The organism is Erwinia sp. QL-Z3 (genome assembly GCF_004551645.1).
In the GTDB taxonomy this organism is placed as follows: domain Bacteria; phylum Pseudomonadota; class Gammaproteobacteria; order Enterobacterales; family Enterobacteriaceae; genus Erwinia; species Erwinia billingiae.
Genome location: NZ_CP037950.1, coordinates 1,309,852 through 1,333,183, shown reverse-complemented (window position 1 = coordinate 1,333,183; position 23,332 = coordinate 1,309,852). Strand labels below are relative to the sequence as shown.

Here is a 23,332-nt window from a genome sequence, read left to right as displayed (position 1 = left end):
ATGAAGACGTTGATTATTAATGGCCTGGTGGTACTGGAAAGCGGCGAAGTGCAGGCCGATCTGCTGATCGACCAGGGCAAAATCGCCGGGATCCTCGCGCGCGGCACCACGCTGCCGCAGGCCGACGAGATTATTGATGCCGCCGGGCTGGTGATCCTGCCGGGCGCGATTGATGTGCACACCCATTTCACCGGTTCGCACGACTTCCCCGAGCAGGAACTGCGGGAAGGGACGCGCGGTGCCGCTGCGCACGGCGTGACCACCATTGTCGAAATGCCGCACTCGCTGCCGCCGGCGACCACAACCAAAAACTTCATCTCCAAACGCGAGATGCTGGCCCGCAGCTGCTCGGTGGATTTCGCCATGTGGGCCGGGCTGGACGGCAACAACGTCAGCCAGCTGGCGGAGCTGGATGCGCTCGGTGCCGTGGCCTTTAAGGCCTTTCTGTGCAGCGGCGCGGTGAACGGTGAGGCGACCGATGAGAAAGGGCTACCGCGTCTGAACGACGACGGACTGCTGCGCGCGATGCGCGAACTGAAAACCTTTGATGGCCTGATTGGCGTCCATGCCGAGAACCACGACATTCTGATCGGCGCAGGCAGCGAACTGCGCCAGGCCGGACGCAAAGATACCCGCGCCCACGCGCTGGCCGGCCCGGAAATCGCCGAGATTGAAGCGGTTGGTCGCGTGTTGCAGATTGCCAAAGCCACCGGCGCACGGGCGCATATCGTCCATGTCAGTTCGGCCAGGGCCGCGCAGCTGATTGCCGATTCCCGCCCGGCCGTCCGCGCGACCTTCGAAACCTGCCCGCACTACTTAATGCTGGATGAAGAAGATCTGGTGCGCATCGGTCCCAACGCCCGCTGCGGGCCGCCCATCCGCCCGCGTCCGGTGGGGGATGCGCTGTGGCAGGTGCTGCAAAGTGGCGAAATTGACGTGCTGGCTTCCGATCACTGTCCGTATACCCCGGAACAGAAGCAGGCCGGGCTGGAGACCATCTGGGATGCCGGCATGGGCCTGACCGGTGTGGAAACGCTGGGCCCGATGTTCTTTAGCGAAGGGCACCTTAAGCGCGGCGTGTCGTTGCAGGACATCGCCCGCATGACCGCCACCGGCCCGGCAAAAGCCTTCCATCTTTATCCACAGAAGGGCGCTATCGCGCTGGGCTTTGATGCTGACCTGGCCTTTTACGATCCGGCTTCCAGCTGGACGGTGGAAGGAGCGAACTTCCAGGGCCTCGGCAAGTGGAGCGCCTTTGAAGGCATGACCTGCCAGGGCAAGGTGGTCCGCACGTTAATCCGTGGCGTGACGGTCTTCAGCGAGGGTGAAATGCAGGTGGAACCCGGTTTCGGCCAGTTCCAGACCCGTACCCATTAATTCAGGACAGTGCTATGGCCGCAAAATCCGCGACCCCCGCGCGTAAAACGGGAAAACAGGTCAACGCGCCTTTGCTCGACGAAGAGAATATTGACGACAGCTGGGCACCCGCCAGGCCACGTACCTTAGTGGATCACGCGGTGGAGGCCATTCTTTCGGCCGCCTCGCGGGGATTATTACTGCCGGGCGACCGGGTGTCCGAGCCGGACCTGGTGACCCGTCTGGGCATGAGCCGGGTGCCGATCCGCGAGGCGCTGCGCATTCTGGAAAGCCAGGGGATTGTCTCCAGCGAGCCGTATAAAGGCATCCGCCTGATGGAGATTTCACATCAGCGGCTGGAGCAGATTATCGACGTGCGCATTCCGCTGGAAACGCTGGCCTGCCGCCGGGCGATTGAAGCGGGGCGCAACGGCCCCCGCGAGATCCGCATTCTCAATCAGAGCGTGGAGGAGCTGGTGCTGATGCAGCAGCGCGAGGACGTGTACGGTTTTGCCTCCGCCGATACCGCTTTTCACCGCACGCTGTGCAGCTTTGCGATGAACCCGGTGCTGAGCAACCTGTGGGAGTCCATCGCCCGCCAGCTGACGGTGATTTTCGGCCTGTCGACCATGGGCAAATCGATGGCGGCGATTATCGAGGAGCATCAGCGTCTGGTGGATGTGTTTGCCGAAGGCGATATCCGCAAAATGGCAGACGAAATTGAACAACATATTCGCGTGCAGTCGCTGGACGTGGATTACGAAAAAATCATTGCGGAACGCCGCAAATTGCTTTCTCAGGCAGAGTAACGCCGCCTTTGCTTCACTATTTTGCCACCAGGAAACCGACTTGATGAAAATTACCGACGTAGAAGCCTTTTACTTACGGCTGCCGAACATTGAAAAGCGCACCGACAGTTCGCAGGATGCGCTGCTGATCAAAATCTCCACCGATGCCGGTTATGTCGGCTGGGGCGAAGTGGACGGCAGCCCGTACGTGACCAAAGCGATTATTGATGCGCCGTATTCCCACACCATGGTCACCGGCCTGAAGTCGCTGCTGATTGGCGAGAACCCGCTGGACACCAGGCGTCTGTGGACCAAGATGCACAAAGCGACCATCTATTACGGCCGTAACGGTGCGGTGATTCAGGCGATGGCCGGCATTGATATCGCGCTGTGGGATATCAAAGGCAAGGCGCTGGATAAACCGATTGTCGATTTGCTGGGCGGCGCGATGCGCGACAAAATGCGCGTCTATTCTTCCAATATGTTCCAGTACAGCATTGATGACACCGTAGCCCGCGCCCGCCATGCGGTGGATACCGGCCACACCGGCGTGAAATTTGGCTGGGAACCCTTTGGTGAAAATGAAGCGTTGGATATGCGCTATCTCGACGCACTTCGCCACGCAATTGGCGACGATGTCGACCTGATGCTCGACGTCGGCCATGCATGGGATGCCAAAACCACCCTTCGTCGTGCCGAACGTTTCGATCCGTTCAACCTGTTCTGGATTGAGGAGCCGCTGCACCCGGATAACTTTGCCGGTTACGGCCAGGTTTCCGCCGCCTGTACGCAGCATATTGCGGCCGGCGAGCAGGAGTGTTCGGTCAGCGGCTTCCAGCGTCTGATTGATGAAGGCGGCATTGATATCGTGCAGATCGACCTGACCCGCACCGGCTTTACCCAGGCGATTGAAATCGCCAACTATGCCCACAGCCGGGGCCGCAAGGTGTGTAACCATAACTTCACCACCGACATCAACACCGCCGCCTCGCTGCATTTCCTCTGCGCCATCGAGAATGCGCTGGTGATGGAATATTGCGTTGAGCCGGGTGAAATCAGCCGCTCGCTGGCGAAGAACCCGGTGCGCATTGAAGACGGTTACGCCTGGCTGCCGTCAGAGCCTGGCTTGGGCGTCGAGCCGCGCGAAGACATTATCGAGAAGTTTTTGGTGCGTGATTAACGGCGGACTGGCCTGGTTTCATCGGACGGGTTTACTTGCAGGCAATTGGGCACGACCTTTTTTTACCTCAAGCCGCTTGATCGCGGCTTTTTTCATTTAAATAAAAACCAATCTGAGAATAGAATAATAAAGACTATCCCGATGCCGGTTAATCGAAGCAGTAATTTAGAATGGTAACAGGGATGCCACGGAAATACGGATTTGCTTAATGATGAAGGGGGGGATATAAGTTAAGATTAGCAAATCTATTAACGCCTTCTGCCAACAGCCTAAAAATAAACTTGCTGTTTTGTAGGTTTATCACTTTTCTGCATGATTAATCTGACGTAAAGTTTCGTTATTCGCCCCTGATAAAAAGCCTGTCTGAATAAAATAGGGATTTCCCGTTACAAGGAGTAACGCAGATGACGATGGCCCGTTTCCCGCAGACTATCTTCTCCACGCAGCGATCATTCGACGATTACGGCACCGATGATATGCGTTGCGGCGACATTACCGAATCACGGCTGAAAGACGAGTTTGCCCTCAGCACCCTCTCTAACGTCGTTGACCCTTACACGCTGACACGACTGACGGCCTTCAATAACCCGCAATCGCGCTTTGCCGGCGTCTATGGCGATAAAAGAGCGGGGAAAGTCAGTGTCGAGGAGTGTGCGAGACTGCTGTTTGATGAACTTCAGGTCACATCGCTGCCTTTTTCCGTTTATGGTCCCTATAGAAATCTGATCAATCAAATGTTCAGCCATATGCAAACGGCGAACGGCGCACCGTTCCGAGATTTGCAGCTGGACAGGGGATATCGCGAGCAGATCCTTAATGATGATTCCGATGACAGTACCCGATTAGAAATAACAGCCGTAATAAACAAATATGTGAATTATGTTGATAAAGGATTCCCGCAGTCAAAGATAGCTTATCTCTCTGATCAGGTAGGCAAGAAGATATTACCTAAATTCAACTCATTGGTAATGGATAAAATTAATGGGTTAAGTATTACTGTGCATGATATCCATGCGACACGAATTGATATAAAAAGCCTCAAGGTCAACCGTGGTGAGTGGCGAGCACAACTCATCTATACTGCTCAGGACCATTTTGGTCTTGACGTTGAAGACATTCATAAACAGAAATTTCATCAATTCCATTTCTTCAGGATCTGGTTCGTTTTACAGAGATTTAACCGGTTTGGATTCAGTCCATTTATGACAAATATGGAAGCCACTATCGAAATACAAGGGAACAGTTAATGAAAAGACTGTTAATCATATTGGCCGTGTTGGTGTTTATGGCATCAGGAGTCTATTTTTATTTAAATAGCCGGGAAGTCAAGGTCATTGATGTCCATCTTACACCGTATTCGGCGGTGATAATTGTAAATCATCTACCCATATCCACTTCGACCAGTATTGATTGGTGGTTGAAAAATAAATCCGCTATTTACTCAAAGTATAAAATACTCCCCAGCAATGCCGGTTGGCCAGAATCTATAACATTCTTTGCTTTTGGTGAGGGGTATCAGGAATTAGGCCAAGAGGACCGGCTATGTTTCGCTGATATGAAACCACCTCAAAACTGCATCGATAAAGGCATTCTCATGCAGGTCAGTCGCACCCGAGATGGCGACACGCAGTTCAGACGCCACGGGAATACTTATCTTATGACGCAAGATGGAAAAATCACCGAAGTCAGCAAGGATTAGCTTTTGGACATCAGTAAGCCAAAATTTCATCAGTTGCAGTTTTTGAGGATCGGGTTTGTCCTGCAACGTTCTAGCCCATTTAGATTTCGTCTCTTTATCACCCATATAGAAGCGACAACAGATATTGATGGAGCCGTTAAGTGAAAAAGTTAATGATAAGTATATTGTTGTTAGTGCTGACTGCCACAGGCGTATATATCTATCTAGATTTCCGAAGCGTAAAAGTGATCGATGCACATCAAAATACCACTCATGCAGAAATCCTTGTTGATCGTCTTCCGGTTTCAACCTCCGCCAGTATTGACTGGTGGATGAAAAATAAATCCGCTATTTACTCAAAGTATAAAATACTCCCCAGCGATGCCGGGGGACCAAGATACATAACGATCTTTGGTTTTGGTGAGGGGTATCAGGAATTAGGCCGGGAGGACAGGTTATGCTTCGCTGACATGAAACCACCTAAAAACTGCATCGATAAAGATATCCTCATGCTGATTTATCGCACCCGCAATGGCGACACGCAGTTCAGACGCCACGGGAATGCGTATCTTATGACGCAAGATGGAAAAATCACCGAAGTCAGCAAGGATTAGCTCAGAAGAGGGTTCAGGGAATGAGTAATTTGTTTATCAAGGTCGACAACATCAATGGCGAGTCTCAGGACGCTGACCACAAGGGCTGGACCGATATCCCCTCTTACAGCTGGGGCGTAAACCGGGTTCAGGCCGGTAAGGGAGGCGCCAACCATCTCAATCTGATTGCCCAGGCGTCAATGGATAAATCCACCCCGGCGATGTTTCTGCACGCATCGAATGGCCATAAAATTAGCAAAGTACAGCTCTCGGCCTGCAAGGCTGGCGGTACCGCACTGGAATATTATCGCATCACGCTGGAGAACGTTTTTATTGCCGGAGTTTCTTTCAGTGACGGCGGTGACAAAGCCCGGATGCAATATGCTTTTCAGGCCGAGACGGTAAAAGTGCAGTACTGGGAGCAGAGTGCCTCCGGCGGTAAAGGCGCCGAAGCCAGGGCAGGCTGGGATATAAAAAATAACACCTCGGCTTTTTGACCAGAAGGAGAAACCTTCCAGGCAGACGTGATGGAGGCCATGGCCAGTTCTCCACTCTTCGATCTGTTCCCAGGCGGTGGGGTGGGCAGTTGTGTTTGATAGCTACTAAGAGGTGTTTATTGATGCGCAGGGGCTTTCAGCGATGAAGGTCCGCTTAGAGCGAAAAACGAACGTTTTTTTAGAAAATGAACATTAAGCATTTGTCCTAATCAATCTGGATTACATCTGTCCAATTAATATGATTACCTCATTAATCCCCGCGAGTACCCTTGATGCGCTCGAATTTTCATCTATCCGGTCTGTTTATGGGTTGAAACACATAATAGGCTCAACTTAGTTAGGTCTCTCCTGTATAATTAAGTCCTTTAATAAGTGTGTTGAGAGAGGTATACATGGCTTTACAAGTGGATTTTGAACAACAATGCCGGGATAAAATGACGGTAATTTTTCTGGCGGAAATCATGAATAGACTTGGTGTGGTGGATGCAGGAAAGGTGTTCCAGAACGTGGTCAAAAAAGTAGAAAAAGAAGAGGATGAGAGTAGTCGGTTGAAGATGCAAGGTTTCATTCGTAACGTTAGGGAAGGTTATCTTAATAACTGATCCACGCTGAATTTTTAATAAAAAACCATGGAAGATGGTACCGCACAAAATGGACTAGCATTGGCTTGTACGCTCATTTCACTTTCTTTAGTGAAACAAGCCCTTCGGTTTGTAATTACAATGATGTTAATAAAAATTTTTAGGTGAAATTTTAAGTCACTGTGTATTTATTATAATATAAATCCCTTGTTTTTTATAATGGGTTAGCTATTTCATATAAATATTCTAGCGGAGGAGTGTATGACGTTCTCGCAATCATAAAAATCAAAAAATATTTTATTATTATTTCATTTAGAGTTTATTTACATTCTCTGGTTCCGCTATGAACGAGGGACGGACATTGGCTTTTCGTGCCTGTAAGAGATACCCACCGGGTGGGTAGGCTTTTTTACTATGTCATTGCCAAACTTATACCGCACCTGCCGCTGGTGTTCCCTGATGGAATGCCAGCTCCCATCGCTCCCTGTCAGAATACATCCAGCAGGAAGAGCGCAGGGATGCTCGGCTGCCGTCCGAATTGTACGTCTTGTAGTGCAGAATGGCGCAGTACTCTCCCATGCTGATCAGCCGGAAATCACTGCTAAGAATGATCGTAGGACTTAATTCGGCAGTCAGAGATGCTATCGTCTCCGCGCGGTCAACTATTACGCCTGACCGTGTAATTTCCCGAAATTCCGGATGCAAAATCTGTTCAAGCCATTTCCGATCATTCCTCCGGGCACCGTGAAGACTGCATTCAAGTGCTTTTAGCTTTTCCAGGAGCATTCTGCTCACCCTAATTGAACCCTGACAGTTGAATGAATTTATCATAACATCCCAAGGCTAATCTTTAATGGCCCCGAGGGGTAACCTACGCTTTTGGCACAGGACTACCCACGACAATACCAAAGGGCATCTATGAGCGAACAGCGGATATAATTAGCAGCCTTGGAGCTCAAATCCCTATGGTTCTCTAAAGATAATGGCAGATATCATTAGCAAAATTTATTATAAAACAGGGAGTAAGACTCATGAGTATCAATGTAAGAACAGCTCAACTTTCTGATATTGATGGTATGTTCGACGTGAGAACATCGGTAACCGAAAATCATCTTAGTCGTGAAGAAATGCGTCAGATGGGGATTACCGAAAGCGTCGTGGCCGATATGATTGAGAAGAATCATTGCGCATGGGTTGCGACTGAAAACGACAAAATCATTGGTTTTACAATGATTTTGCCGGATGAAGGTTGTCTTTTTGCGGCCTTTATTCTCCCGGAATATGAAGGCAGAGGCGTAGGTCGCAGGCTTGTTGTGCTAGCTGAGCAGGAATTATTCAAACATCATGAGATTGCCTGGCTGGAAACCGATAAAAATAGTCGCGCGGCGAAATTCTACATGCAACTGGGCTGGGGCAATGAAACAACTATTAACGGCACTGATATCAAATTAGAAAAACGTCGCGGTATGTAAACCAATTCAACTTCTATCAAGGTCCGCTCCTGGCACAGAGCGGACCGAGACCGGTAACAGGTCTCTTCGACGTAGCAGACAAACTTAGCACCAAAAATGGACAGTTAACTTTTAACGTGAAACCGATATTATTCGGAGGATAAGGGGAATCTCATCGGAAATTAAAAAATGGATGCTATTTATTTGGATCAGTCCTACTATCACCAGCAGGGCATGACTGCGTTAATCGGTGAATCACTGTTATGCTGTTGTAGCGATATTGGTGAAGTAAAAAACAGGCTTAATGATCAGAAAAGTAAACCCATTTTGTCGCCGTTGATTATTTTTGATTTACCTGCAAATTTCCGCACAGCGCTGACTTACATCGATTATCTGACACGACTTAAAACCAACCGAAACACAACGCTGATTTTCTTCTCAGATTTCGAGAGAAATATTTTTAACTATAGCGAGCACGGCATCAAAGCCGACTTTTTTATCGATAAAAAATCCTCCACAGACATAATTTCTATTAAACTTGCGGAGGTGTTGATACTTCACAAAAACGGCCTGTCATTTTCCTCATCCGTGATGAGTAATGATTTAACAAAATGCGAATTCAGTTTCCTGTGTTCTTTATTCACCCAAGGTTCGATTGAAGGTGTGGCTAAAATAACCGGTGAAAACAAAAAAACGCTCTACAGTCATCAGGCGAATGTGGTTAAAAAACTTAACCTCAAAAACAGTCTTCATCTGTATAAGCGTCTTATCTATGATTTTTAATTCAACAATTTTATTTATCAGGAAATAAGTCTTTCAGGGGATTATTGCGTGGTCGGGGTATAAATAACCCTCAGAGTACCGCGATATCGCCCCGCCGTTTTTGACGACAAAGTGAAAGAGGGCGTAATCAACTCCATCGGAGCGGGAACGCACAGCACGGAATTTCGCTGTCCCGGTAAAACGACGCGCCGTAATACGCCTTTATTGGTACCGCTCCAGATGACCTCGGTGCCGTTTTGCACTGCCTGCCGCGCTTTGGTCAGCGGATTAATAACCTCTATCGAATAATCCAGACGATCTTGTGCCAGATTTTTATTGCCGCCAATGAGATATAACGAAAACAACCCCGTGGCTCTGGAGGGCGCGGCAGAACCTTCGTCCTGAAATATCAGGCTTACGCGGTTGCTGTCCGAATTATTGCCATCATAAAGGCACATATCCAGCGAGCGGCTGCCGCTTACCGTGGTGGTGGCGCGTGCGCCGGGGAAAATTTTCAGCCCGAGCTCCACATTCGCCGCCGCATTGCCAAACTCCGGCAGATAGATCTGCTGATTACCGTAATCCGTCACCTTAAAGGTCATGCTGGCGATCCAGTCACCCAGTTTGATCACGTTGGTACAGCCCACGTTCACGTTCTGCGAATTCCCGGTACAGGTTACGGGCCATTGCATCAGCGACATTTTCAGCGTTCCGCTCCAGGTTCCGGCGGCGGGAAATTTACTCAGCTCCGACGAAGGTACATACGCTGAATAATCCGTACCGTCGCCCCTCGGCGTAACCTCTCCACCAAAGGCATTCAGCGGAACGAGATTGGTTGCCACGACCACATTATTTAGCGATCGACGTTTGGTCATATAGACATTGAGCACCAGCGTCTGTTTAGTGGTGCTTTCTGTAAACAAGACCGGCACGGGATACGGCGCGGGGGAGGCTTCCAGCCAGACCGGAAACGTCAGGCAGGCACCGTACTGATTGTTGGTTCGTGACTGGCACACCAGCGTGTTCCGCCCCCATTTTGGTGCGTCGTTGGTGTCATAACCGCCGTTTTCGTTGGTCCAGATGGGCAACTGCGCCGGTACGGACATCCGGTCGAAGGACACGGCGACGCTGGTATTGCGTCCTGTCGGCGTGAGTGAAGCCGCCTGTGCGCCGGCCATCAGGCATATCAGCGCCAGACTGGCAAGAAGTCTACTTTTCATACAAAATCCCTATTATTGTTTCTGCGAAGAAAACGCTGCCCGCGCAAGAGGACCTTCATCCGTGCGGCGGGTAGCGATCAGCATTTTTGCTCGCTGCTGAACGTCCTGCGGCACCGACGCAAGTTCAACCGTTTTACATTCGCTGTCGCCGACATAACGCACGACGTCATGCGTGCTTTTCACCTTCAGTTCGCAGCGGTACATCTGCCTCCCACGCGCCATATATAAATTCTTCATGCGGTGATCGGTTTCCGCCGTGAATCCGCCCTGTCCTAATCCCGACCAGCTGGTGACATTTATCGGCGTCGCGCCTTCCAGCGGCGTTTGCGGATTGACCATCAGCCTGCCGAGATAGGTGTAGCGCGAGACGATATTCACCTTGCTGACCAGCATCCGTCCCGGCGCGATAAAAAGCGTCCGGCGTCCGGCACCCTGCGTGATTTCACTGCGCATACCGGCGGTGGATTCGATGGAATCATTGATGCTGATATGACTTTGCGTATACGCCGGCACGCTGAACAACGTACGGCCGGTACCGCGCAGACTTGCGCTGCCCGCGCCGTCAACGGAGACATCCACTCGGGTATCCCGGCTTTCATCGGTGCTCGCGACGTTCAGCCCGATGGCAGCACCAGGCAGGCCGTTGCCCCATTTTCCCCAGTACAGACCGGATTTCGCCACCGCCAATGAGGAGTTGTAGCTGCCGCTACTGCTTACATGCTGCCCCGACGCACCCGAAGAGGCTGAACTGAACGCCAGACTGCCGCTGCCGTACTCGCCGCTGGTTTTCCCGTAAACCGACGCATTCAGCGTATTGTCCTGATTCCCGTTGAGATTCACGCCGATTTCCTGCTGATTCTGCGCATCGAAATACCAGTTTTGCGCGACGTTATAGCCAACCTGATCTTTACTGCTGCGGTCAGTCTGATAAGTCATGCCCACCGAGCTGTAATTCGAGCGCGCATTAATCGTCGGCGTGCTGACCCGCGAAAGTGAAACGGACAGAAATCCGCCGTTATCGCGCTTCATGCCGGTGCTGCTGGTACGCGTAAAAAGGTTGGCGCTGGTATTGATGTTGATGCCGCCGACGCTGAAACCGCGCCCCAGCCCGGCCTGCCAGGTGGTAGTCTGCGTTTTGTTATAGCTGCTGCGGCGTGTCCACACCGGCACCACGTCGTTATCATCGAGCTGGGCCGGGATCACGTTGCGGCCTTCATTTTTACTGGCGCTGTAACCGGCGTTCACGTACCAGCTTTTCACCGGCACGCTGAACATCAGGCTGCTGCTCTGATAGCAGCCGCTGAAACCGTATTGGCCACCGTTGTTGCTGTAACAATCCTGCGCATACAGTGCGCTGCGGTAAAAGCTGAGGGAAAAACCGTCGTTATAAGTGGCCTGCTGAATGTTGCCGCGAGAGCCTTCGCTGCCCTTCAGGTAGCTGAAGCGGGTGGTGAGAATGCCGTCGAGCAGCGGGTTATCGAATCCGTGACTCCAGTCGAGTGCGCTTTCGACAAAATGGTGGCGGTTGGTCGCGGCCACACCGCCTGTGAACGCGGCTTCACGGGTGAGCGGCACTTTGATCCCCGCCTGCATCACGCGGCGATCGGCACCGTTTTTTGATTCTGCACCGTTGCCCTGTACCTCGTGGTCAGGAATGGCGCCGCCCTGCACAAACCATTCGATGTTCTGGCTGGTGACATTGCCCGTACGGCTAAAAGGCACCTGCTCGGTGCGCGATAGCTGATTATCTTCGTAAACACGCAACGTCACGGTGTAGCTGCCGTTAGGGAACGCGGTGGTATCGAGGTTCTGTGTCCCCGCATTCAGGTAAAAGGTGCCGAGTAACTGCCGATCGCGATAGGCATCAATACGCGACGGGCGGGTGATAAATACCGTCACCGGCGTGCCCTGCGCGGCCTGTGAGTTGTTTATCCAGGCGAGCGTGGAACCGACACGCATACCTTCGATGGTGCTGAGCGGCAACTGGCTGAGGGTAATATTTCCGCCTGCGTTGCTGAAAATATCCCGGGAGTCCATGCGCCCCGCCTGAACGTAGTAGCGTTTGCCAACGTCGCGGCGCAGGAACACATTGTTAAAATGCACATCTTGATGATTTTGCTGGCGATATTTCTGTGCCAGATAGTCCCAGTCAATACCGGCATAACTATTTTCCGTCAACCCGATCGCGCCTGCGCCCTGTACGGATAACGTCTGGTCATCGTTATTAGTAACGAAATTTATATTCTGCTGATGTATAAACGCCGCTTCCGTTTCTGCGGTCTGTTCGTAGTACGGCGAGTTCCTGGTTGCGGCAAGCGGCACAAACTCAGGGCCGAGGAACAGCGCGACTTTGCCATTATTTTCATCATAGATAAGCGCAACCGAATCTGTTTCCAGATAGTCACACCCGCTCACGCCGCCGTTACTGCTGCACGCCAGATTCCCGTTACGTGCCATAGGCTTGCCGATCAGATGATCCAGCAGCGCTTGCTGCTGAGGACTCTTTTGATAATGCGCCATCACCGCCTGCGCGACGTCTTCCGGTTTGAGGAAAGTGACGGTATCGAGGTTAACGGAGGCTTCAAAAAGTCCGAGCGATTGCCCGTAAATAGAAAGATTGACCCACAGCGTCTGGCCGGTGACCAGCGATTCAAAACCAGGCGGAGCCTGGGTGGCGGCACGGGCTGAAAGAAAGGGGATCAGGGTAATGAAAGAGGCGATTGTAACGATCCGGAAAATGACCTTCATTACAGCGTCCTGCTGAAAAAGAATAACAAGGGGGCGAACTGCCCCCGAAATAATCGATCAATCAACTCCGGCAAATCAGCTCGACGTTGTTGCCTGTGTAATCAACAGGCTAACCACGCCGGAATAGGTGCCGGTGGCCAGAGGCGCTACGGTTGCCGGGGAGATTTTCAATGGCAGAACGGAAGAGCCGTTCTCAGTGCCTGCCGGAAACAGGGATGCGTAAGTCAGGGAGGTCGCCGTGGTGGTGATCGGTTTCAGATCTGCACCCAACGTGACTTTCAACGGAACGGCGGTACCGGTTACGGTTTCGTTTAACTGGGCAGTACTCACCAGCGCCACGTTGATATTGGCGGTAGAAGAATTCGACCAGATTTTGGTATCCAGTGAATAAGTAGATAAACCACGGCCAGGAATATATTGCATATTAATGGTTGCCGGCAGCGCAGTGCCGTCTGCCTGAGTCATATCTACCGTCGAATCAACGTTGGCATTAACAGTGATATCTTTCTGCACAGCCTGTGCATTAAATGCAGCCGTTAACGCAGCAGCGATGAAGAGTGGTTTGATTAATTTTTGCATTTTAGCTCCATGAAAATCCATGTAATGGTCATAACGCTAAATAATTCGAGCTGCAGGAAGGTGACTCAATATAATCAACGCGCCTGCGGCTTGAAGAATGACGAGCATCCATGACCGTATTATTGACAATGAACTGCTTCATAACAAACGGATTGTTATTCTTTTAGAATAAATTGATTATTTCCCGAGAACGTATTCGTTCATACTTCTCGTTTTCTGATCAACATATTTAATTCTGATTTCCTGTGCAGTTTTTATTTCATCTGGCGCCCATGCTTTGAACCGCAATGTTTCATCCGGATATATCGTGGCGTGTTCCTGTTTCCACTGGCAGCTGCTGCTGCTATTTTTTTGCAAGCAGAAAGCGACTTCGCGGATCGCTATGCGCACCGTGCCATTGTTTTTAACCTCGCCCGACGATAATGGGATCAGTGATAATACCGCGTGTTGCGGCGGTATATGAACCAGCACGCCCCAGACTAAATTGATGCCCAGCTGGTTACTGATTTTATTCTCCTGGCCGGTGTTATCTTTCAATTCCTCCGGCGCACCGACGGCCTCGAAGTAAACACGCCAGGCGGTCTCTTTCTCCGGAGGTTGTAAAGAAATAAGACGAATGATGCGTTGCGAGCCCGATGCCAGAGCGAATTTATCCGGGGTCGCAATCAGCGAGCGTGAAACCGCATCTTCAATCAATGTTTCTTTTTCAAATTGTGTAGCAGGGCGATCTATTCGCTTAATGCTGACTTTAATAAACTGCGCCTCGCCGCTTTGCGACAGGGTTTGTACCTGCGCTGCTCCCTGACTATTAAGCGTAACCTCCATGGGATAAACGCTCATATTTGCCAATGCAGCAGGCACGGAAAAAAAAGTCATTAATATCAGTGATAAAAACGGTAGCCTGGCGAACTTCTTTTTACAAAACAACGCAAAAGAATTGCCGTAACGCAGGGGCTGATGACGTGACTCTTCCATGATAAATCCTTATGAAATCCATAAAAAACGTGCCGGTAATTCCCCCTCCTGAGAGAAATCCTGTTAACCTGGACATCTGAACTCACGGGTTTAACTTGGCGATAAGAAAATTCTCACACAGGCTTTGTTATGTCACTGTCCATTTTTGTGGTTAATTTTTTAAGAGAAATGGGAAAGGATTCTTATTGCAGAAAAAACCATATAAATCATTGAAGTAGCTAACTAAAACATCCAAGCCAAAAGCAAGTCATTGGCTTTTGAAAATATTTTAACCGGTCAAAATAAAATCAGGTATTATGCTATACGGCCGCTTTAGTGTTAGGATTATCCTCAGAAGGGCAATAAAGACCCTTACTGATTTTAACAAGAATAGTTAAAAACTAACCGCCTCTATATAGCAAGATGGACCATTTCTCAACGGGTTATAAATAAAATCTAAAGAAAGAGTGGCGGTATTTTTTTATTTGCATTATGGAACCAGGTAAAGTAAGCAGCAATATGAAAAGAAAACAAAAACTCACCGAATTAATTTTTCTCCGTGCAGAAGTAATTAAGTCCCACAAAAACATTGAGGCAGTCATGCAGAAGCACTGCAAGCTACTGTTTAGACTTTATCTGACTAAGCCACTCTATTTTAAGGTTATTTTTAAAGCAAACCGTTTTATTATCGGTTCTGCCCTCATTGCGTATTTCTACACGACAGAAAAGCCGACGCTTCGCCAGGTGAAAAATTTTTGTAAGAAAACGGGGTTAATCAGTGACAACACGATTGATTCTTTTCTGCTTTTTATCCGGGTAGGCGGTCGTATGGACGTCAAAAAGGATCCGCTGGATAAACGAAAGTTAAACTATCAGGTAACGTCAAAAGCCCTTGATGAAACCCGTGCGTTAATTAATACCATGATGATCCCCTATGGGATGCTTTATCCGGAGTTCGATGTATCCGGATGTTTGAAAATGGAAAACTTCACCGCCAGTTATTTCCAAAAATATTCCGAAATCACCCTCAATCAGGTATATCTCTTCGAGATGGTGCCGGATTGTAAGGCGTTCGTTTTCAGAGATGCCGGGCACATGCTGTTGATGGATCTCTATATCGAGAGCATCAAACAGCAGACGGTGGTGATCGAGTACAACTACCTGAAAGCCTCGCTCAAGTGTGGTGTGTCACGTTCGCACATTAGACGATGCCTGCAAGCCGCAGAGGTTGGCAATTTACTGACGCTCGATACAGCGAACAACACTATCATCCTGCACCCGACCTTTATGCAAATGGCGCTGAACTACTTTGCGGTTTACATGGCGATGGTCGAGTATGGATTGAGTGGTTTGCCCGCGCGCCGGTAGACGATACTGCCCTTTAGTTTGAGCACAGCAGGCGCGTCTGGGCACAAGTATGCCCGGGATTTACTTGAAGTCAAAAGCGAGACCCTGAAACTACGGGCGCAGCTAAAACGCACCCAAGAACTGGATACCCTGAAAAAGGCTGGGCGGTACTTTGCAAGGGAGCCAGACTGAAGTAGCGCTTTATCAGTAAGCACCGCACTGTATGGGGCGTGATGACGATATGTCGGATACTCAATGTCGCCCGGGCCAATCAGGTCTGGTTTACCGACATTACCTATATCCCCACCTGGCAGGGCTGATTGTATCTGGCGGTGGCGGAATCGTTCTTCAGTTCGCTGAAAAAAGAACGGATCGGAAAACGCATATATAAAATCCGGGATCCGGCCTGGGCCGATATCTTCGATTACATTTGAGTCAGTTTGGATATCGAAAATTGTTGTACGTTAAGGTGATTTTTTGTACTCCATGGCTGTGTGAGCTTGACCATGTTGAAAGGCAGCTTTGAGCGAGGAGCAGACCGTCAGGCTTGCAGCAAGACGGCCAGTTAACTGGCAATAATAATTGAAATTATGCCCATGCCTTATTTTGAATAACCACCCTGTATCCATCTGGGTCAACAAATGTCCTTCCATTGACATCCCAGTAAGGGTTAAACGAATTCGTCATTTTGAACCCGGCTTCTATCATCCTGGCACAGGCATCTAACCACGCATTTTCATCTGAGTAATAAAGAACGAGTAAATCCTCCTCAGTTTGCAAAGGTTGAATGGAATGACTAAGGCAAAAGGTGAATTCTATATGCCAGTCTAAACCCTTCCGTCCTAACATCAGTCCATTGAAACCGTCATGATCATTGAATTCAGCAATTTTTTGTAAATCCAGTCCCTGACTGTACATCAGAAAAGATCGTTCAAGATTGGAGACGGGTTTGGCAATACGCATATGAGTAAACAATCGGATGTTCCTCGCAGAACCTTTTTACTTGAGCGTTAAAATTCAGTTCGAGTTTACACGTGATCATATTTTCAACTTGTCCAGGAGAGCTTACAAAATGTCCGCTGCTGGCACCAAGCGGACAGCCTCGTTGAGCATGATGTCAACCCTAGCGAGGTGCGGAAGTAACAAACACGAAAGAGCCTCAAAAACGCATATCATACCTATATGAATGCTGCATTTAGTCAAAAACATGCATCGCTTCCAACTGCCCCGTTTTCATTTCATTGCAGGAAGATAAAAATTTATCTTTAAAATCTAATGGCGGAGATTTTAGTTGCTGCACTGCCTCTTTATTTGCTTCCAATTCCCGTAATTTTACAATTGTATTTCTTCTAATCGACGAGAGAAATTTATCACCTGCTATCTTTTTATTCTTCTCCAGATAATTAGTCAGTATTATAGTCGATGTTTGGATGGCTTTTTCCTCAGAAAAACCCAGAGTAAAGCGGGAGTTGACGACCTCGTATTGAAATAGACATGCTGCTTCAGCCATTTGTTTCGCTTGTTCCCTCGGGGTTTGCTGACGTCCCCACGACTGGGAGGTGATGAGCTGCATGAGTATTAATAATCGTATTTTCATGCTAATAATCCATGTCCATTGGTAATATGGTATTTGAACCTATTCAGACGGACCTTGGCAACGTCTGCTTTTGGCACACAGCGGACCTCTGGTTAGGAAAGGTCCGTTGTGAGCAAGGAACGGGCATTAGAAATTGATTTCATTGCGGCGATTGCATTATTTACACACCCACATATTAATCAACGAGCAGACTCACCGAATAAAGCGGCGAGCCTGTTTTCTTATTAACGCGTCACACTAACATCTTCCAGCGTCACTGAGCTTTCAGGTTTATCACCTAATTGCATAGCGACCGGGACAAAAATGTTAAGATCTTGCAGCCAGGCTAGCTTGTCACTGCTTCCCGGTTGCCCTTCGTGAGTTTCATGACACTCAACTAACAGATATTTCCCACTAAACTGAGGTGCAATTCCATGTGCGTCACCCTGTCCCGTCACCTCGCAACGTAACGATGAAGAAGTGACTTTCTTATCGGAATCAATATCGTCCCATTGCGCCTGATATCGTTGACCAGCCACTAACGGGAAACGTATATCCGTCTGCAACTTGTTGAGCAGTGAGGCACCATTACTTATGGACATGGTGAACTTCAGCTGTAGCTGATTAGCAAGCGTTAAGCGTTGCACCGTCCATATGCCATAGTCTTCAAGCTTCCGTATATAGCCATCCGTTTGTGCATCCAGCTGTACTTTGATCTTACCTTGCGCGCTTACTTGTGTATAACGAACCTGTTTAAAGCGCGGAAGGGCCCACGGTTTGATCAGTAATTGCGCCTGATGCTCAATTGCAGCTGAGAGGGGGAATTTACTAAGCCACTGTGGATTATTATTACTCAGTTCGGGCATTGAAGGCCCCATAAGCGTTGATGCTGGCTTATTAGCGGCGGGGACAAAGTGACCTTCAGCTTTAAACGTTTTTCCTGCTGGCCACTGGCAGAGCTGCTCAAAGCGTTGTGCTTTATGCGTGTCAATGGTGAAGTCATTCTTACGGCGAACGATATCAGCAGTAATGAGTGAGTCCGTAACGCGACCCTCGCTGTCAAAGTTCATCAATGCTACTGCGTTTCCCTGATGCGTTTTACAGTTATACAAATAACGCTCAATCTTTAATTCAAGCGGCGCGTCATAGGGCGGTTCCCAGATGATATCCGCAAAGTCATACCCCATACTTACCGATAAAATATCGTCAATGCGCTTGATGCTGTTGACATCGATAAGCTCGGTAATACCGACTGTATCTGTCGCTGATAACTTTTCCCAGCGCGTGTCTTTTATCGGTAACTGGCAAACCATCCGGATATCATCAGCCGTCATCTTGCTGTCATCCTGTGCAGGCGCATAGCGAAGGTAGCTGTTTCCATAAAAGCGGGCTTGAGTAAACCCCTTCTCATTCAATAAATCTTTGTACAGAAGCTGTGCCGTGCCCTTTTTACAATCAATGGATCGCCACTGCTGGGCTGTTTTTCCATTACTGAAGTTTAGCGAGACCATGTAATTCACGCGATCGTGGATTCTGGTTACGGAAAAGGGGTTAGTGTCACCACCTGTCAATGCCGGCTTATCAGCAGCTTGAACGAAAGAAAACGGCAGCAGAGACAGAAAAAAAAGTGGACACATTGAGGGGCGTACGCTGTACATATATGTTCCTTCATATCGAGTAAGAAATGTTGGTATCGGCACCAGGAAGTGGATCGTTAGGCTTAGTTGATATGCAAAACACAGCATGGGGTAAGCTATTACCGCGCCTGACACTAACCCGACATCAGCCCCAGCCCCAATGCGAGTTGCAACCACCTCTTACAACGTCAATCTTTAAGCCAACAACGATTCTTATCACCGATCGCCTGCCTTAAGGTCTGTTTTCTCACCCTCCCGAATCATCGCATTATGATTGCGATCCCGCATCGCCCATTCAATCAGGCGTGCTCAACCTGCAAGCTGGCTTTGTCCGGTCAGCGTCCTCCGATTTCTTACCGCAAAGGTTGTTGAACAATCGCCGTCCGGCTACCCTCTGGTAGGCACTAACGCTGGAACTGAGGACGGCATGAAGGACATGAAGGAAAAGATTGGCTGGATAGATAATTTGCGCGCGGTGGCCTGTCTGATGGTGATCATGATCCATACCACCACCTGGTATGTGACCAACAGTACGGCCATCGGAGAGCACACCTGGGATGTTTCCAACCTGCTGAATTCCGCCTCGCGCGTGTGCGTGCCGCTTTTCTTTATGATTTCGGGTTATCTGTTCTTTGGTGAACGCAGCGCGCAAGGGCGGCATTTCCTGCGCATCGTGCTCTGTCTGGCCTTTTACAGCCTGGTGGCGCTGGCGTATATCACCTGGCTGACACCAATCAATCAGGGGATTTCCATCAAGCACCTGCTGCAAAAGCCGGTGTTCTACCATCTGTGGTTCTTCTTCGCGATTATCCCGATCTACCTGCTTTCCCCGCTGATCCAGGTGAAAGCCGTGCGCGCCGGCTATCTGGCGATTGTGACGCTGGTGCTGGCGGTGCTGGCCAACCCGAATACCCTCGATCAATCGGTCGGGCCGTTCCACTGGCTGCCGCTCAATCTGTATCTCAGCGGGGACAGTTTTTACTACGTGCTGTACGCGCTTTTTGGCCGGGCAATTGGCATGATGGACACCAACCGACGCGGCGTCAGCTGGCTGGCGGGCGTGGTGTTTATTGCCAGCGTGGCGGGGATTGCGATGGGAACCAAAAAGCAGATGGCGATCAACGGTGCCTTTGCCGACACCTGGTATCTCTACTGCGGGCCGGTGGTGTTTATTGCCGCCGTCAGCCTGCTGGTGCTGTTTAAAAACTGCCTCAATCAGCGACCGCTGCCGTTTCTGGCGCTGATCTCGCGCCATTCACTGCCGATTTATGGCTTCCACGCGCTGTTTATCCACTTTATGCGCACCCATCATCTGGATCACACCGACCATCCGTTTATCGATATCCCGCTGGTGTTTTCCCTGACGCTGGCGGGCAGTTTGCTGCTGGCGATGGGCCTGCGACGTATCGATAAGACCCATCTGGTGAGCTAGTGGTAACCCATTACCGACAGCAGATGCTGGGCCTGTTGCACCGCATCCTGACGGTGCGCAATACCCATTTTCTGATACAGATTGCGGATGTGGGTTTTGATGGTGGTGGCCGCCACCGCCAGTTCTCCGGCGATCTGCTCGTTGCTGTAGCCGGAATAAATCAGCCCCAGCACCTGCCATTCGCGTTGGGTTAACGGGCTGGTGCGGATCAATTCCGGCACCTGCGGATGGGTCAGCAGCTTGTTGACGAAGCTTTCATCAAAGTGGGCGAACTTGTGGCGATGGTGCTGATTCAGCTCGCGCAGGATCTGCTGCGCCCGCCGCTGTTCCAGTTCCGGCAACAGGTTCAGCTGCAGCAGCTGCCTTAACTGCTGCGCCATCATCTCGCCTTCAATCACAAAGTGGCTGATAAAGCCGGTGCGGTTCGCCAGCCCCAGTGCTTCAATCAGCACCCGCTGCGCTTCACTTTTACGCCCGGTGTGCCAGTAAAGCAGATTACTTAACAGCAGGTTGCGGTTCAGATCGCTGAGCAGGCGCAGCTGGCGGGCATTGCTGTTCAGCTCGTCCAGCACCACTTCGGCCTCGTTAAACTGTTCCAGCATGATCTGCACGCGGGCGATGGTGCGCCACTGGCCCTGCTGGAAATGGTTATCCGCCACGCCGGGTTTACGCGTTTGTTGCAACCACTGCCGCGCCGCCGGTTTATTGGCGGTGATCTGCCAGTAAATTACGCGGATTTTATCGGTGTTGGTCAGCCAGTCGATATGGTATTTGCCGTGTTTCAGCAGGGTTTCGCAGCGTTGCAGATAGTGGTGGGCATTATCCAGCTGGCCACGCGCCAGCGCGCATTTCGCTAACATCGCCAGGCACTGCAACTGCTGCTGCGGCTGGAAGTTGGTCAGTACCATCAGGCCCTGACGGGCGGCGGCTTCGGCATCATCCAGCCGCGACCAGGACCACAGCACCTGGGAACGCAGCCGCAGCAGGAATTCGTGCAACGGCAGCTGCTCAAGGTGCTGCTCGCGCACCAGCTCAAACGCGCGGTCCTGCATCTCAAAAGCGGCCTGCAAAAAGCCCTGCGCAATCAGGATTTCACTCTGTTGCAGCTGCGCCCACAGCGCGTAATGGTAGACCTGATAACGTCGGGCAATCTGCTCGGTCTGCTGCATTAGCGGCAGCGCACGGGCCAGATCGCCTTTGCAGTGCTGGATTTCGCCGGTGACCGAGGTCGCGACAATGCGGCTGTAATAACTGTCGTGCGGTAAAAAGCGCAGGGCTTCGGTCGCCAGCTGGCCAGCTTCTTCCTGACGACCATCGTTAATCGCCACCTGCGCCCGCAGCGCATCGAATTCCGCAGTTAAATCGGGCGCCATCGCGATATTGCGCAGCCGCATTTCCCCTTCGGCGCGGGACAGCAGCGCGTCCACTTCCTCATAACGGTGCAGGCTCTGAGCCAGCCAGGCCTGTAGCAGCACCAGCTTCGGATTGAGGATCATCTGGTCATACGGCAGCGCGTTCAGACACTCTTCCAGCAACGCCAGCTCGCTTTGATTAAACAGCGCCCAGGCATGTTGCAGCATGATATCGCGCAGCATGGTGGTGTCCTGCGCACCCAGCGCGTGGTGGATCGCCTCGGCCGGGAAACCCAGCGCCAGCCAGCCTTCGGCGGCGGCACGGTGAATGGCCGGGATCGCCGACGCCAGCTCCCACTGGCAGCGCTGTCGCAGGAAGGTGGCGAACAGCGGATGGAAGTTAAACCACTCGCCGGTGTCATCCATGCGGTGAATAAACAGCCCCTGGCTTTCCAGCGCTTCCAGACGCTGCTGACCGTTGTCGCCGCCCATCAGCCGGACGATCAGCGCATCGTTCATCGACCGCAGCAACGAGCAGCGCAGCAGGAAATCGCGGGTCGGCGCATCGACGCGATCCAGCACTTCCTCCACCAGATAGTGCGACAGGTGGCTGGCGTGAACCCCGGCCAGTTTCCGCGCGGACTGCTGCGTCGACTGCTGTGCCGGGGTGGTCGACTGGCGGGCGGAGAGGGCGATCAGCTGTAACGCCGTGGCCCAACCGGCGACCTCGTCACACAGGCGATTACTGTCGGCCTGCTCAATGGGTTCCTTCAGGCGGCAGTCGAAAAACTGCTGCGTTTCAGGATGGGTAAACGCCAGCTGACTGGAGTTCAGTTCCAGCAGCTGGTCGCGCACGCGCAGGTTGGCAATGCCTAACGGTGGCAGGGTGCGCGAGAGGATCAGCAGCGAGACATTTTCCGGCTGATGGCGCAGGAAAAAGCGCATGCCTTCGTGGATCGCCGCGTTGGAAATCAGATGGTAGTCATCAATCACCAGCATCAGCGGCTGATCCCAGTCGGAAAGCTCAACAAACAGCTGCGCAAACAGCGCCGGCAGGCTGGCGTACTGATGCTTCAGGCTTAACGCTTCGCTTTTGGCGCAGTGGCCGCCCGTCGCGTGTTGAATGGCGGCGATCAGGTAACTGACAAAGCGCTCAGGCTGATTATCGCTTTCATCCAGCGAGTACCAGCCGAGGGTATTTTTGCCGGAGGCCCAGTGCGCCATCAGCGTGGTTTTGCCGTAACCCGCCGGGCTGGTCACCAGCGTCAGGCGGTAATTTTGTGCAGCGGAAAGTCTCGTCAACAAACGCTCGCGCACCACCGTATTTTGCAACCGCACCGGGCGGCTCAGTTTCGAAGGGATAAGCATAATGAGTATCTTTTGCCGGAGGTCAGAGGACAGTTTCCCCTTCTCTAACTGCCACAAAGCCGTGTTTGGGGGCTTCAGCGTAAGTTTTGTGGGGGGATTTAATTATTTTAGTGTGCGTAATTAATCAGTTTTCCTTAAGGTCTGCCTGGAACGTATTGATTGCAAGAACGTTACTGATTTTTGTTTCGTTTAGTCGCACTTCGTCACATTTTTAAAAATCAGATTTTCCATGC

The 23,332-nt window shown here is 50.8% G+C and carries 22 protein-coding genes; 13 read left to right on the top strand and 9 right to left on the bottom strand.

The genetic code is table 11. From position 1 onward, the window contains the following. The 9 genes from E2F51_RS06795 to E2F51_RS06755 all read left to right on the top strand — a co-directional run bounded on the left by E2F51_RS06795 (position 1) and on the right by E2F51_RS06755 (position 6,694). Positions 1-1,377: a dihydroorotase family protein gene (locus E2F51_RS06795; protein WP_134823075.1), complete on the top strand. Its 1,377-nt coding sequence runs from the start codon at positions 1-3 to the stop codon at positions 1,375-1,377. 14 nt (positions 1,378-1,391) lie between these two features. Further along, positions 1,392-2,165 carry a GntR family transcriptional regulator gene (locus tag E2F51_RS06790; protein ID WP_134823074.1) on the top strand — a complete coding sequence of 258 codons (774 nt, stop codon included), beginning with the start codon at positions 1,392-1,394 and terminating at the stop codon, positions 2,163-2,165. Positions 2,166-2,208: 43 nt separating this feature from the next. Then, positions 2,209-3,324, top strand: coding sequence for a mandelate racemase/muconate lactonizing enzyme family protein (locus E2F51_RS06785; protein ID WP_134823073.1), 1,116 nt, complete (start codon positions 2,209-2,211; stop codon positions 3,322-3,324). 404 nt (positions 3,325-3,728) lie between these two features. Then, positions 3,729-4,571, top strand: coding sequence for a DUF3289 family protein (locus tag E2F51_RS06780; RefSeq protein ID WP_134823072.1), 843 nt, complete (start codon positions 3,729-3,731; stop codon positions 4,569-4,571). Further along, complete coding sequence (locus tag E2F51_RS06775; protein WP_134823071.1) at positions 4,571-5,023, top strand: DUF943 family protein; 453 nt, start codon at positions 4,571-4,573, stop codon at positions 5,021-5,023. The genes E2F51_RS06780 and E2F51_RS06775 overlap by 1 nt, the downstream gene beginning before the upstream one ends. A 3-nt stretch (positions 5,024-5,026) precedes the next feature. After that, positions 5,027-5,167, top strand: coding sequence for a DUF3289 family protein (locus E2F51_RS24285; RefSeq protein WP_134823070.1), 141 nt, complete (start codon positions 5,027-5,029; stop codon positions 5,165-5,167). Next, entirely contained in the window at positions 5,164-5,616 is a 453-nt protein-coding gene (locus tag E2F51_RS06765; protein ID WP_242600520.1) for a DUF943 family protein, read from the top strand. Before E2F51_RS24285 ends, E2F51_RS06765 begins: the two co-directional genes overlap by 4 nt. A gap of 20 nt (positions 5,617-5,636) precedes the next feature. Next, positions 5,637-6,092 (top strand): type VI secretion system tube protein Hcp, encoded by a 456-nt coding sequence (locus E2F51_RS06760; protein WP_134823069.1) that lies wholly within the window; start codon positions 5,637-5,639, stop codon positions 6,090-6,092. Positions 6,093-6,484: 392 nt separating this feature from the next. Next, complete coding sequence (locus tag E2F51_RS06755) at positions 6,485-6,694, top strand: hypothetical protein (RefSeq protein WP_134823068.1); 210 nt, start codon at positions 6,485-6,487, stop codon at positions 6,692-6,694. 408 nt (positions 6,695-7,102) lie between these two features. On the opposite strand, the gene E2F51_RS06750 is transcribed toward E2F51_RS06755, so the two are convergent. After that, entirely contained in the window at positions 7,103-7,459 is a 357-nt protein-coding gene (locus E2F51_RS06750) for a DUF4440 domain-containing protein (RefSeq protein ID WP_134823067.1), read from the bottom strand. A gap of 245 nt (positions 7,460-7,704) precedes the next feature. Here E2F51_RS06750 and E2F51_RS06745 point away from each other — a divergent pair, with 245 nt between their 5' ends. Further along, the gene (locus E2F51_RS06745; RefSeq protein ID WP_167738389.1) at positions 7,705-8,145 is read left to right on the top strand and encodes a GNAT family N-acetyltransferase; all 441 of its coding nucleotides are present in this window, start codon (positions 7,705-7,707) and stop codon (positions 8,143-8,145) included. A gap of 168 nt (positions 8,146-8,313) precedes the next feature. Next, complete coding sequence (locus E2F51_RS06740) at positions 8,314-8,907, top strand: LuxR family transcriptional regulator (RefSeq protein WP_134823066.1); 594 nt, start codon at positions 8,314-8,316, stop codon at positions 8,905-8,907. Positions 8,908-8,948: 41 nt separating this feature from the next. Here E2F51_RS06740 and E2F51_RS06735 read toward each other — a convergent pair whose 3' ends face one another. The 4 genes from E2F51_RS06735 to E2F51_RS06720 form a co-directional block, all read right to left on the bottom strand. Further along, positions 8,949-10,106 carry a CfaE/CblD family pilus tip adhesin gene (locus E2F51_RS06735; RefSeq protein WP_134823065.1) on the bottom strand — a complete coding sequence of 386 codons (1,158 nt, stop codon included), beginning with the start codon at positions 10,104-10,106 and terminating at the stop codon, positions 8,949-8,951. A 12-nt stretch (positions 10,107-10,118) separates the two neighbouring features. Beyond that, complete coding sequence (locus E2F51_RS06730; protein WP_134823064.1) at positions 10,119-12,854, bottom strand: TcfC E-set like domain-containing protein; 2,736 nt, start codon at positions 12,852-12,854, stop codon at positions 10,119-10,121. Between the two features lie 75 nt (positions 12,855-12,929). Beyond that, positions 12,930-13,433, bottom strand: coding sequence for a CS1 type fimbrial major subunit (locus E2F51_RS06725; RefSeq protein WP_134823063.1), 504 nt, complete (start codon positions 13,431-13,433; stop codon positions 12,930-12,932). 177 nt (positions 13,434-13,610) lie between these two features. Continuing rightward, positions 13,611-14,408: a fimbrial protein gene (locus E2F51_RS06720; protein WP_134823062.1), complete on the bottom strand. Its 798-nt coding sequence runs from the start codon at positions 14,406-14,408 to the stop codon at positions 13,611-13,613. A gap of 498 nt (positions 14,409-14,906) precedes the next feature. Between E2F51_RS06720 and E2F51_RS06715 the strand changes: the two genes are divergently transcribed. Then, on the top strand, positions 14,907-15,755 hold the full coding sequence (locus tag E2F51_RS06715; RefSeq protein WP_167738388.1) for a hypothetical protein: 849 nt from the start codon (positions 14,907-14,909) through the stop codon (positions 15,753-15,755). A 567-nt stretch (positions 15,756-16,322) separates the two neighbouring features. On the opposite strand, the gene E2F51_RS06705 is transcribed toward E2F51_RS06715, so the two are convergent. From E2F51_RS06705 to E2F51_RS06695, 3 genes are all read right to left on the bottom strand, one after another. Continuing rightward, positions 16,323-16,697, bottom strand: a complete 375-nt coding sequence (locus E2F51_RS06705; protein ID WP_134824831.1) for a VOC family protein — start codon at positions 16,695-16,697, stop codon at positions 16,323-16,325. Between the two features lie 232 nt (positions 16,698-16,929). Further along, positions 16,930-17,331 carry a hypothetical protein gene (locus tag E2F51_RS06700; RefSeq protein WP_134823060.1) on the bottom strand — a complete coding sequence of 134 codons (402 nt, stop codon included), beginning with the start codon at positions 17,329-17,331 and terminating at the stop codon, positions 16,930-16,932. A 224-nt stretch (positions 17,332-17,555) separates the two neighbouring features. Continuing rightward, on the bottom strand, positions 17,556-18,968 hold the full coding sequence (locus E2F51_RS06695; RefSeq protein WP_134823059.1) for a hypothetical protein: 1,413 nt from the start codon (positions 18,966-18,968) through the stop codon (positions 17,556-17,558). Between the two features lie 415 nt (positions 18,969-19,383). On the opposite strand from E2F51_RS06695, the gene E2F51_RS06690 reads away from it, so the two are divergent. After that, complete coding sequence (locus E2F51_RS06690) at positions 19,384-20,379, top strand: acyltransferase (RefSeq protein ID WP_041692463.1); 996 nt, start codon at positions 19,384-19,386, stop codon at positions 20,377-20,379. Here the strand turns inward: E2F51_RS06690 and malT are convergent. After that, positions 20,376-23,099, bottom strand: coding sequence for an HTH-type transcriptional regulator MalT (malT, locus tag E2F51_RS06685; protein WP_134823058.1), 2,724 nt, complete (start codon positions 23,097-23,099; stop codon positions 20,376-20,378). The genes E2F51_RS06690 and malT overlap by 4 nt on opposite strands. Between the last annotated feature and the right edge of the window lie 233 nt (positions 23,100-23,332).

Excerpts from the sequence above, each read along its gene's own strand:
- E2F51_RS06775 (WP_134823071.1), top strand. The coding sequence starts at position 4,571 with ATGAAAAGACTGTTAATCATATTGGCCGTGTTGGTGTTTATGGCATCA.
- E2F51_RS06690 (WP_041692463.1), top strand. The coding sequence starts at position 19,384 with ATGAAGGAAAAGATTGGCTGGATAGATAATTTGCGCGCGGTGGCCTGT.
- E2F51_RS06745 (WP_167738389.1), top strand. The coding sequence starts at position 7,705 with ATGAGTATCAATGTAAGAACAGCTCAACTTTCTGATATTGATGGTATG.
- E2F51_RS06725 (WP_134823063.1), bottom strand. The coding sequence starts at position 13,433 with ATGCAAAAATTAATCAAACCACTCTTCATCGCTGCTGCGTTAACGGCT.
- E2F51_RS06785 (WP_134823073.1), top strand. The coding sequence starts at position 2,209 with ATGAAAATTACCGACGTAGAAGCCTTTTACTTACGGCTGCCGAACATT.
- E2F51_RS06740 (WP_134823066.1), top strand. The coding sequence starts at position 8,314 with ATGGATGCTATTTATTTGGATCAGTCCTACTATCACCAGCAGGGCATG.
- E2F51_RS06780 (WP_134823072.1), top strand. The coding sequence starts at position 3,729 with ATGACGATGGCCCGTTTCCCGCAGACTATCTTCTCCACGCAGCGATCA.
- E2F51_RS06795 (WP_134823075.1), top strand. The coding sequence starts at position 1 with ATGAAGACGTTGATTATTAATGGCCTGGTGGTACTGGAAAGCGGCGAA.
- E2F51_RS06730 (WP_134823064.1), bottom strand. The coding sequence starts at position 12,854 with ATGAAGGTCATTTTCCGGATCGTTACAATCGCCTCTTTCATTACCCTG.
- E2F51_RS06695 (WP_134823059.1), bottom strand. The coding sequence starts at position 18,968 with ATGTACAGCGTACGCCCCTCAATGTGTCCACTTTTTTTTCTGTCTCTG.
- E2F51_RS06705 (WP_134824831.1), bottom strand. The coding sequence starts at position 16,697 with ATGCGTATTGCCAAACCCGTCTCCAATCTTGAACGATCTTTTCTGATG.
- E2F51_RS06755 (WP_134823068.1), top strand. The coding sequence starts at position 6,485 with ATGGCTTTACAAGTGGATTTTGAACAACAATGCCGGGATAAAATGACG.
- E2F51_RS06720 (WP_134823062.1), bottom strand. The coding sequence starts at position 14,408 with ATGGAAGAGTCACGTCATCAGCCCCTGCGTTACGGCAATTCTTTTGCG.
- E2F51_RS06760 (WP_134823069.1), top strand. The coding sequence starts at position 5,637 with ATGAGTAATTTGTTTATCAAGGTCGACAACATCAATGGCGAGTCTCAG.
- E2F51_RS06750 (WP_134823067.1), bottom strand. The coding sequence starts at position 7,459 with ATGCTCCTGGAAAAGCTAAAAGCACTTGAATGCAGTCTTCACGGTGCC.
- E2F51_RS06735 (WP_134823065.1), bottom strand. The coding sequence starts at position 10,106 with ATGAAAAGTAGACTTCTTGCCAGTCTGGCGCTGATATGCCTGATGGCC.
- E2F51_RS06790 (WP_134823074.1), top strand. The coding sequence starts at position 1,392 with ATGGCCGCAAAATCCGCGACCCCCGCGCGTAAAACGGGAAAACAGGTC.
- E2F51_RS06700 (WP_134823060.1), bottom strand. The coding sequence starts at position 17,331 with ATGAAAATACGATTATTAATACTCATGCAGCTCATCACCTCCCAGTCG.
- malT (WP_134823058.1), bottom strand. The coding sequence starts at position 23,099 with ATGCTTATCCCTTCGAAACTGAGCCGCCCGGTGCGGTTGCAAAATACG.
- E2F51_RS06715 (WP_167738388.1), top strand. The coding sequence starts at position 14,907 with ATGAAAAGAAAACAAAAACTCACCGAATTAATTTTTCTCCGTGCAGAA.